Origin of the sequence: Ruegeria sp. HKCCD6157 (assembly GCF_013110685.1) — a bacterium.
In the GTDB taxonomy this organism is placed as follows: Bacteria; Pseudomonadota; Alphaproteobacteria; order Rhodobacterales; family Rhodobacteraceae; genus Ruegeria.
The window spans coordinates 47,654-56,758 of the sequence record NZ_WVRB01000009.1; the positions used below are offsets into that span (position 1 = coordinate 47,654).

General features: G+C 58.8%; 10 protein-coding genes and 1 pseudogene. 7 read left to right on the top strand and 4 right to left on the bottom strand.

Annotation, left to right across the window (positions count from 1 at the left end):
* Nucleotides 1–129: 129 nt before the first annotated feature.
* The 4 genes from GS612_RS19070 to GS612_RS19085 are packed head-to-tail and all read left to right on the top strand — an operon-like array spanning nt 130 to nt 2,795.
* A complete protein-coding gene (locus GS612_RS19070) occupies nt 130–639 on the top strand; it encodes a hypothetical protein (RefSeq protein ID WP_171642435.1) in 510 nt (169 codons plus the stop codon).
* Complete coding sequence (locus tag GS612_RS19075; RefSeq protein WP_171642437.1) at nt 632–1,030, top strand: phage holin family protein; 399 nt, start codon at nt 632–634, stop codon at nt 1,028–1,030. The genes GS612_RS19070 and GS612_RS19075 overlap by 8 nt, the downstream gene beginning before the upstream one ends.
* The gene (locus tag GS612_RS19080) at nt 1,023–1,784 is read left to right on the top strand and encodes a DUF883 family protein (RefSeq protein ID WP_171642439.1); all 762 of its coding nucleotides are present in this window, start codon (nt 1,023–1,025) and stop codon (nt 1,782–1,784) included. The genes GS612_RS19075 and GS612_RS19080 overlap by 8 nt, the downstream gene beginning before the upstream one ends.
* A gap of 9 nt (nt 1,785–1,793) precedes the next feature.
* On the top strand, nt 1,794–2,795 hold the full coding sequence (locus tag GS612_RS19085; RefSeq protein ID WP_171232979.1) for an AI-2E family transporter: 1,002 nt from the start codon (nt 1,794–1,796) through the stop codon (nt 2,793–2,795).
* On the opposite strand, the gene GS612_RS19090 is transcribed toward GS612_RS19085, so the two are convergent.
* The 4 genes from GS612_RS19090 to GS612_RS19105 are packed head-to-tail and all read right to left on the bottom strand — an operon-like array spanning nt 2,792 to nt 6,795.
* On the bottom strand, nt 2,792–4,288 hold the full coding sequence (locus GS612_RS19090) for a phospholipase D family protein (protein ID WP_171642441.1): 1,497 nt from the start codon (nt 4,286–4,288) through the stop codon (nt 2,792–2,794). The two genes, GS612_RS19085 and GS612_RS19090, sit on opposite strands and share 4 nt — an antisense overlap.
* Nucleotides 4,266–6,026, bottom strand: a complete 1,761-nt coding sequence (locus tag GS612_RS19095) for a sensor histidine kinase (protein WP_171642443.1) — start codon at nt 6,024–6,026, stop codon at nt 4,266–4,268. The genes GS612_RS19090 and GS612_RS19095 overlap by 23 nt, the downstream gene beginning before the upstream one ends.
* 6 nt (nt 6,027–6,032) lie before the next feature.
* Nucleotides 6,033–6,578, bottom strand: coding sequence for an RNA polymerase sigma factor (locus tag GS612_RS19100; protein ID WP_171642445.1), 546 nt, complete (start codon nt 6,576–6,578; stop codon nt 6,033–6,035).
* Entirely contained in the window at nt 6,571–6,795 is a 225-nt protein-coding gene (locus GS612_RS19105; RefSeq protein WP_253286224.1) for a NepR family anti-sigma factor, read from the bottom strand. The genes GS612_RS19100 and GS612_RS19105 overlap by 8 nt, the downstream gene beginning before the upstream one ends.
* A 57-nt stretch (nt 6,796–6,852) precedes the next feature.
* Between GS612_RS19105 and GS612_RS19110 the strand changes: the two genes are divergently transcribed.
* From GS612_RS19110 to GS612_RS20750, 3 genes and pseudogenes are all read left to right on the top strand, one after another.
* A complete protein-coding gene (locus GS612_RS19110; RefSeq protein ID WP_171642448.1) occupies nt 6,853–7,668 on the top strand; it encodes a response regulator in 816 nt (271 codons plus the stop codon).
* A gap of 61 nt (nt 7,669–7,729) precedes the next feature.
* Complete coding sequence (locus GS612_RS19115; protein WP_171116887.1) at nt 7,730–8,665, top strand: mechanosensitive ion channel family protein; 936 nt, start codon at nt 7,730–7,732, stop codon at nt 8,663–8,665.
* Between the two features lie 125 nt (nt 8,666–8,790).
* Nucleotides 8,791–9,042 (top strand): annotated as a pseudogene (locus GS612_RS20750) (IS3 family transposase); the annotation flags it as partial.
* Nucleotides 9,043–9,105 lie beyond the last annotated feature (63 nt).

Below are 9,105 nucleotides of genomic sequence, written 5' to 3' on the forward strand. Positions count from 1 at the left end.
AACTGACACCGTGCAAGGGTGATCTGACGGTATCCGAACTGGGTCCACCGTGGCGTTCGAACTGGTCTTGGGAACAATCTCGCCGGCCATGCGTTGGGTGACCGAGACCTCAACACAGGAGATCGAAGCATGCCACGTCGAACTGAGACCACGGAGAAAGCAAAAGCCCATGCCCAGGATCTGGCCGGCAAGGTCAAGGACACCGTGACCGCCGAGGCCTCGGCCCGGGCCGAATCCCTGAAGGACAGCGCAGCGCAGGAGGTTGAGAGCGCCGCTCATGCAGCCGACGCAGCTGCCGATGCATTTCCCGACCAATCGGTGCAGCATCAGGTCTTGTCGAGGATTGCGGACAACATGGAAGCTGTGGCTGGGCAAGTCCGTTCTGCCGACTTGGCCATTATGAGCCGAAAGGTGTCTGATTTCGCCCGCGAAAACCCGCTATTGTTCGTCGGATCGGCTGCCTTGGCCGGTTTTGCTGCAGCCCGTTTCCTGAGCGCGCGCAATACGGGCGCGGCCCAATCCGCATCTTTTGGTGCAGATCCTTGGGATATTGATCCGTCGCTGCTGCATGGTACCTCGGTCGATACTTCGGGCCACACCAGCGCGTTGGCGCGAATGAATGGTGGCCGCGATGCATAACCCCAACGATCTGCGATCTGCACCGGGGCTTTTGGCAAACGCGCTCAAGCATCTGTCGGGTTTGCTTCGGGCTGAGGTAAAGCTTGCCAAGGAGGAGTTGTCCCGAAACCTGACGCGAGCGGGCTTAGGGCTGGCCTGCCTTGGCATTTCTCTGATCCTTTTGATGATCGCACTGAACCTCATGGCGACATCCCTGGTCGCGTATATCGCCGCCAATGGTTTTTCGGTGGGTATGGCCTCGTTGCTCGTTGGCGCGGGCTTGGCACTGGTTGCTGGGTGCCTGGCGCTTTTTGGCCGGTCCCGCTTGTCCGCCACCGCGCTGGTCCCCGAGCAAGCCATGAAAAACCTGCAGCGCGACATCGAAGCGATGAAGGAGTCGACCCATGTCTGACCTGACACCTCTTGAAACGCAGATCGCATACGAACGCAGCGCTCTTGCACGCTCGCTGAATGCTCTGTCGGATACGCTGGCACCGCCGCGCCTGGCAGACGAGGCGAAATCGTCGCTTGAAGCCTATGGTGGGCAGATCGGTGCGCAACTCTGGTCCTCGGCTCAAAAAAACCCGGCCGCCTTTGCTCTGCTCGGTGCAGGAGCAGCCCTTTTGGTTGCGGGTCCAGGGTCTGGCTCAAAAAGCACCCAATCCCCGCGCCAGGCCGTACCTCCACAGCAGGCCTTCGACGGCTTTGATCGGCGTGTCGCCGACGCCGACAGCCGCATGAAACAGGAGATGACCGGAATGACTGAACACAGCCAATCTGCCAGCGTGCTGTCCGCCGCCTTGGATCGTGGTCTGGACAAGCTCTCACCCCAGGCCCGTGCCCGTGTGATCGAAGCGCGCAAGGCCGCAATCGGTGCGCAGCAAGCGGTCGAGAAGCGTGCGCGGAAGGCGACGAAGGCCTCGCAGACCTTCGTCCATGATCAGCCGCTGGCGGCCGGCGCATTGGCGCTGGGCGTAGGTATTCTGGCTGGTGCTCTGCTGCCCAACACTCGCAAGGAGGACGAGCTGCTGGGCCATCGGCGCGATCAGCTGATGCGACAGGCCCAAAGGGTTTTGAACGAAGAACTGGACAAGCTGCATGCTGCGGCAAGTGTACGGCTGGATGAGGCGGCTGATCGGGCCTCTCACGCTTTGCGCAGTCAGTGAAGCGCGCCCATGCCCACTGCTTTCAGCTCTGCATCAGCCTTGCGTGCGATGATGGCGATCCTGACCGGGATCGCCGTCATCACCGCTTTGTACCTGGCCCGGTCGATCGTCGCGCCGATCACCTTTGCGTTGGTTTTGGGGGTCGTGGTCGCCCCGCTTGCCGACAAGCTTGAGAAGGTCGGTTGCCCACGAGTGATATCTGCCTCGGCACTGCTATTCGTGACCAGCACCGTCATCGTCGCGGCGTTCCTTCTGCTTGAACCATTGCTGTCCACGCTGGTCGAACAGTTGCCCGCAATCAAACGCGAGTTGCGCTCTTGGGTCGCCGCGATGTCCGAGTTCATTCGGGGTATCGAAACGCTTGGACGCGAGATCGAAGAAACCGTCGGCGCCGATGGGGCAGCGGAAACGGAGTCCGCCCTTCCGTCGGTGATGGATGCTTTGTGGCTGGCGCCCAATTTTGGATCAAAGATCCTGATTTTCATCGGTACGCTGTTCTTCTTCGTTTTGACCCGAACCGAGCTCTATGCCGCAGCCGGCCCGTTGACGGAGCGGCTGTATCTGGCTGACCGCGCGGTCTATCGCTATTTCGCTGCCGTGACGTTAGTCAATATCGGCCTTGGGACTGTTACGGCTGTGGCCTTGGGGCTGATCGGCATCAATGACGCCGTAATCTGGGGGGTGGCCGCCGGCCTTCTGAATTTTGTGCTGTATCTCGGCCCGCTGATGATCCTGACCGGCCTTCTGATCGCCGGTTTAACCCAGTTCGGTGGAGCCGCGGCCCTGTTGCCCCCCCTGATTTTCCTGGCGATCAATCTTTCTGAAGCACAATTCGTAACACCCGCCTTCGTCGGCCAACGTCTGCAGGTGAACCCGTTGGTCGTGTTCATTGCCATCATCTTTGGGCTTTGGCTGTGGGGGCCGGTCGGCGCCATCGTCGCACTGCCGATCCTGCTGTGGTTCGGCGTATTGATGCACCCCAAGGTCATGAGCCCGGTCGCGACCACCTAAACGATGTTTTCAGTTACCCCCGGAAGCGGTTGCCGCATGTCGCGCGCAACGTCGGCGTCATGCGGAACCAGGAAGCCGCTGCGCGCTTCGGGGCGCCGCACGCCGTTGGCCTGTACCTCTCGCCCCCACCACGCGAACATGGCATCTGGCTCGATCGGTTTGCTCAGATCATCCGAGAACCACCAATGGTCCACTAGGGCCTGCCGCAGAACCGCGATCCGCTGCCGGTCGGTGACCCGAAGGGCGACTTCTGTGTCCCACCGCAAAGACCGTCCGTTCAGGTTGGCGGACCCGACCAAAGCATGATGGTCATCCACCACCAGAACTTTGTTGTGAACGTGAATAATCGGAGACCCGCTCAGAACCTCGACGCTGGCATCGGCCCCGCTGGCGGCAATCGGCTGGACCGGGGTCGAAAGCGATACACGGTCTTGGAACCCCTGCTGGATGATCTCCAGGCATTTGGCTTGAAGGTCCAACCCGAATTGCGCGTCCAATCCGTCATGCCCGCCAAAGGCCACTTCCTCGGGCAAGGCTGGTAAAACAAGTACCAGTTTCAGATCCTGCTTGGAATGGCCCGCCTCAGCCAAGGCCTCGGCTAGCCGGGTTGATCTGAAATACTGGGTCTCGATGTGCAGAAGTTGCCGCGCGGCTTGAAAGGCGGCGATGTGCTCATCCTCGATCTCATGCGCGATAGTCTTTGGCGACAGCCGCCAGAATGCAAACCGGCGCGGGCTGGACAGGGTGCGGCGCAGATGGCTCGCCTGGGGGTCCGGTTGTCCGGTCGCGATTTCATGTTCGAACCGGTCGATATGGCGCGCGGCCTCGGAGGCCTCTGGTCCGCGGACCAGCAATTGAATGTCTGACCATGTGTTTTTGGCCAGACGATCGTGATCCGGTGTGTCAAAGCGCCTTTCGTTCAAGTCCAATCCGCCGAGGTAGCAGACCTCATTGTCGATCACGGCGACTTTCTGATGGTGCGACACGGTGTGAAGCCGGGGCAGCGTGTCCGACCCCAGCCGTACCGCCTGCCGTTTGCGTCGTTCGCGGGACAGCTCCTGCATTCGCTGCGCCTTTTTACGCAGAACCGCGGGCAACAGCGTGGCCCAAGGCAATGCGCCGGCCTGCGCGGGATGCATGGACACGCGAACGCTCAAGCGCGCGGCCAGTTCAGGGCTAAGGATTTCCGCAAGCGCAACCGCCTGCCGTTTGGTGCGCCAACTCAGTTCGTGCAACTCGGTCGCAAAGATCGGATCGAAATCGCTGATGACCAGATGAAACGAGACACCCTTGCAGATGACATGCTCGATCAGGTCAAACCAGGTATCGCCGATCCGGCGCGCCTCATCGCTTCGCAGCCGTGTCATGAAATCGAATATCCGAAAACTTGCCTTGATCTGGTGCCGGGCCTCCAGAACCGCTTTTTCCAAGGCGGGCCAGGCTTGCTCGGCCGTGATCAGAACCTCAAAGTCATTCTGCTGCGGCACGGGCATCACCGCCTCTCTCATCCGCAATGGTCTGTGGTTCGCTATCGCCTTCTACTTCGGCGATATCGAACGTCACCTCATACACATAATGCGATGACGTCTCGGTTATGGTTTCGGAACCGTCCAATTGGCGGAGGAAGGCCTGCATCAGCCGCTGACCGATCCCGCCGCTGTGAAACAGATCCGCACCGTCGTCCGTCTGCCCGCGCGTGTTGGAGATTTTCAGATGCAGGTTGCTCTCCTCGGGTCGGGTCAATTCCACCGAAATTGTCGGCGGTCCGTCCTGCGGAACGCCTACGTATTTGACCGCGTTCGTCAGCGCCTCGGCCACCAGCATCGACAGCGTGACTGCCTGATCCTGCCCCAGTTCGACCGGCGCGATCCGGCAGTCAACCTCGACCACCTGACCCAGAATTGGCGGTCGATGCGCCAGTTCGGCGACCAAATGTCCGATCAGTGCCTCGGTGTTGATCGTCGTCATCTGCGAGTTCTGGTTCAAGCTCTGGTGCACCATGGCCAGGCCGCGAACCCGACGCTGCAACTGTTCCAGCAAGCGCCGGGCCTCGGTGGTTTCGGCCTTGCGCAAATGCATGTTCATGATCGAAGCGATCAGTTGAAGATTGTTTTTGACGCGATGGTGTACCTCGCGCAACAACAGCGTTTTTTCGACAAGGTCGCGTTCGTGCTGCGCCTCAGCCTCGCGGATCAACAAGACCATGCGGTTGAATGCAGTCTGTATTTGCTGAAACTCCTGCGGGGCGCCTGCGAGGCTTTCAATTGGGTCGCGCTCGCCCAACGCGAAACGACGCACGGCCGAACGCAAGCTGTCGAGATGCCGGATCACCAATCGATGCAGGCCCCACAAGGCAACTCCCAGACCGGTCACCCACATCAGGATCGGAAAAGCAATGGTCAGGGCAGTGCTGCCTGCACCGACAGAGGCCAGCGCCGCCTCGCGTGGCCAACTGCCAATCACGGCGACTTCGCCCGGAATGATGCTGGCAACTGCAAAAACCCGATCCTCTCCGTCGGCCGTTTTAGCCGAAAATGTTTTGCCGGAACTGGACAGAACCAACAGGTTTTCTTTCGCGGGCGGTAGGAATGGTTTGACCTCATCCAAGCCTACATTTGATGACAGCACTTCTCCGGTCGCGTCGAACAGGGCGATGACCACGTCACTACCAATGTTGCCAACATCCAAGGGCGTGCGCGCCAGCGCATGAGGTATCGAGATGGAGACGAACCCCATAAGCTCGGTCTTGTTCAGGACCGGCTGGGTTACGATGATCACTGATTGCCCAGTCGCCGCCCCGGCACGACTGACAGAAAAAGTAAGCTGCGGATATTCCGAGATCTGCCCGAAACCGGGTGCGTCCGACAAATCGATGTCTTTCTCGACGGTTGAGCAAGCCATGACACCGTTCGGCTGGATAAACCCGGCAAATACAAACTCGGGCTGGCGTTCGACGAACCGGCGCACAAGGTCCGAGCAAGCGGCTTTGTCCATACCTCCAGCCGAAAGCGCGGCGGTAAGTCCCGAACTGGCACCAACAGCTTTTTGCAGAAGCTCCCGTTCCCGGGTGGCAGCTTCGATCGTGCGCGCCAAAACCGAGGCCCGAGATCTTTCGTCGGCCTCGGTAATCACAGCGCGTGTCTGCAATACCGCAATCAGCCCCAAAGGCAGAAGCGCCAGGGTGACCAGCGCGGCAAGATAGACGGTCAGGCTGCGCGGCTTCGCATCCATGAATCGTCAGGCCGCCGGTTGCGACTGGACTATTGACGCCGTGACGGCATCGGTCAATTCGATGGGTTCGTCGTCATCCAGATCCATAAGTTCGGCCAGTTGCGCGCGGGCACGGTTCACCCGGCTTTTGATCGTACCAAGAGCGACGCCGCACATCTCGGCTGCTTCCTCATAGGAAAATCCCTGTGCACCGACCAGCACCAAGGCTTCGCGCTGTTCATCCGTAAGTTGGTCAAATGCAACCGCAAAATCCTTCAATGCCAGCCGTCCGTCATGGTCGGGCTTCTGCGACAGGCTCTCGGCCATGACACCATCGACATCCTCGACCTCGCGCTTGCGTTTGCGGTGCAGGGAAAAATAGGTGTTCCGGACGATGGTGAACAACCAGGCCCGCATGTTGGTACCTTCCTGGAACGAGCCGATATTGCTCCATGCCTTGATCAATGCGTCCTGGACGATGTCATCTGCCGTTGCGCCGTTTCGGCACAGGCTGATCGCAAAGGCACGCATCGCACCGATATGTTCGACAAGCTCTTCTCGGGGATCAACCATCCGAGCCTCCCGTGTCACCGCTTTTGGAGACACTGGTCTGATTGCGCAGTTTTTCAAGAAGATCGACGAACCGATCCGGAACCGGTTCGCTTGCAACCTCATCGAAAGCTCGCTTGAGGTTCTCGTCGATCCTTTGCTCTATTTCTTGCCGATGGCTTCGGCTTGGCTGTGGTTTTGTCATGGCATCATCAAAAATTTTTACTTTTGCTGGAACCATAACGCCCCAGTATGCGTTTGGTTCCCGAGTTTAGAGAAAAAAATGAGGAAAACATAGATGACCGAGCTGACCGGAGTTTCCGTCGCAGATCAAATTGGCCCGCTCTTGCCGTTTCTGCGCCGTTATGCCCGTGCCCTCACCGGCTCACAGGACAGTGGCGACGCCTACGCCGCTGCATCGCTTGAGGCGATCCTTGCAGATCCCGCCCAGTTCGATGCCGATCTCACACCGCGGGTCGCCTTGTTTCGTGTTTTTCACAGCATCTGGTCAACGTCGGGAATGCCTGTTGACGCTGATGGCGGCAGTTCTGACATCCAATCGCGCGCTCACGCTCAGCTGGCACGCCTGACGCCGAACACGCGCGAGGCCTTGCTGCTGCGCACGGTCGAAGAGTTCTCGGTCAGCGATATCGCCGCAATCATGCAGATAGAACCCGCCGAGGCTCAGAAGCTGATCGATATCGCCTACGAGGAAATGGCCCGCCACACTTCTGGGCGCATTTTGATCATCGAAGACGAGGCAATCATCGCGATGGATCTTGAAACTATGGTGACCGACCTGGGCCACCGGGTCACAGGGGTCGCACGCACCGAGACGGCCGCCATCGAACTGGCCGAGCGCGAGCCGTTCGACCTGATCCTGTCGGACATCCAACTGGCGGACAAATCCAGTGGAATCGATGCAGTGAACCGCATCATTGCCCAGCACGGCGATTGTCCCGTCATTTTCATTACCGCATTCCCCGAGCGCCTTCTGACGGGCAAAGGGCCCGAACCGGCCTTTTTGATTTCCAAACCCTACACCGAAGAACAGGTCAAATCGGCCGTCAGCCAGGCCATGTTCTTTGCCTCTAGCGCCGTGATCGAGGTCTGACGCGGCAGGGCCGCGCTGCAAGACACGAAAACTCAGGCGATGAGACACGACGAGGAACACCATGGAAAACGAGATTGCACAGACCGCAGAGACCGTGACGAACACCGTTTGGGCCGAACTGTCGCAAGTTCTGAATACCGAGCTGTATGACGGGAAATCGCTGAGCGACCTGCTGACGCTCGAGGCCCTTCTTGGCCTCGTCGCGAACACGATAGCCGCGCTGATCCTTCTGGTTCTCGGGCTTGTGATTTCAAGATATGTCAGCCGGAAGATCCGGGGCGTCGGTGAAAAATCGGAACGCCTGGACGATACGTTGTTCAACTTTCTTGGCAATCTGGCGCGCTATACGATCCTGGCGTTTACCGGGCTGTTCATTCTGAACACGTTCGGGGTGCAGACGACGTCGATCATTGCGCTGATCGGTGCCGCCGGTTTGGCCATTGGTCTTGCGTTGCAAGGCACATTGTCCAACGTTGCAGCCGGCGTGATGATCATCCTGTTCAGGCCGCTCAAGATCGGCGATTTCGTCGACGTGAATGGCGTGCTCGGAACCGTTAAAGACATCACTCTGAACTACACCGAAATTGCCGATATGGGAAACGTCAAGGTTATCGTTCCCAACGCCGAGGTGTGGGGAAACACCATCAAGAACTATTCCGTCTACGAGACCCGTCGTGCCGAGTGGACGTTCGGCGTTGGATACGGCGTCAACTTGGCGGAGGCCGAGCGCGTCATTCGCGAGACGATCATGTCGGACGCCCGTTCGTTGGCTGACCCCGAACCGTTCATCCAGGTGAACAATCTTGGCAGCAGCAGCGTCGATTTTCTTGTCCGCGTGTGGTGCAAGTCTTCGGACTACTTCCAATACCAGGCGGACATGAAGCGCAAAGTCAAAGAGGCGTTGGACGAAGCGGATATCAATATTCCGTTTCCGACCCGCACTCTGTTGATTGAAGGCGAAAAGACTCAGCGAGAAAAAGCGATCGCGGCAGAGTAACCTTGACTGTTGAACCTGGGGGCTAGACCTGTCACGGTTTGATGCCGCTCCTTCGATAGCATTTATTGCAACAAAGGAGATGAACTATGTGATCGAAACGAACGGACGAATTCCGTGCTGATGCAGTGCGGATCGCGCTGACGAGCGGTCTGACGCGCAGACCGGGCGCATCGGATTTGGGCGTTGGCTTGTCGAGGCTGAACAAATGGGTGACGGCGCATCGCAACACTGATGTGGTGTCGGACAAGGAATTGTATCTTGCCCGTAAGAACGAGCGACCTCTTCGTGAGAACCGCATTCTCAAGGAGGAGAGGGGCATCTTGAAAAAGGCCATGGCCTTCTTCGCGAGCCAAAAGCCATGAGGTTTAGGTTCATCCACTGCCCGGCAGTCGAAACGCAGTTTCGACGAGAGGGAAAAAGCATGGCCGCGATTTCCCGAC

Excerpts from the sequence above, each read along its gene's own strand:
- GS612_RS19070 (WP_171642435.1), top strand. The coding sequence starts at position 130 with ATGCCACGTCGAACTGAGACCACGGAGAAAGCAAAAGCCCATGCCCAG.
- GS612_RS19075 (WP_171642437.1), top strand. The coding sequence starts at position 632 with ATGCATAACCCCAACGATCTGCGATCTGCACCGGGGCTTTTGGCAAAC.
- GS612_RS19080 (WP_171642439.1), top strand. The coding sequence starts at position 1,023 with ATGTCTGACCTGACACCTCTTGAAACGCAGATCGCATACGAACGCAGC.
- GS612_RS19085 (WP_171232979.1), top strand. The coding sequence starts at position 1,794 with ATGCCCACTGCTTTCAGCTCTGCATCAGCCTTGCGTGCGATGATGGCG.
- GS612_RS19090 (WP_171642441.1), bottom strand. The coding sequence starts at position 4,288 with ATGCCCGTGCCGCAGCAGAATGACTTTGAGGTTCTGATCACGGCCGAG.
- GS612_RS19095 (WP_171642443.1), bottom strand. The coding sequence starts at position 6,026 with ATGGATGCGAAGCCGCGCAGCCTGACCGTCTATCTTGCCGCGCTGGTC.
- GS612_RS19100 (WP_171642445.1), bottom strand. The coding sequence starts at position 6,578 with ATGGTTGATCCCCGAGAAGAGCTTGTCGAACATATCGGTGCGATGCGT.
- GS612_RS19105 (WP_253286224.1), bottom strand. The coding sequence starts at position 6,795 with ATGGTTCCAGCAAAAGTAAAAATTTTTGATGATGCCATGACAAAACCA.
- GS612_RS19110 (WP_171642448.1), top strand. The coding sequence starts at position 6,853 with ATGACCGAGCTGACCGGAGTTTCCGTCGCAGATCAAATTGGCCCGCTC.
- GS612_RS19115 (WP_171116887.1), top strand. The coding sequence starts at position 7,730 with ATGGAAAACGAGATTGCACAGACCGCAGAGACCGTGACGAACACCGTT.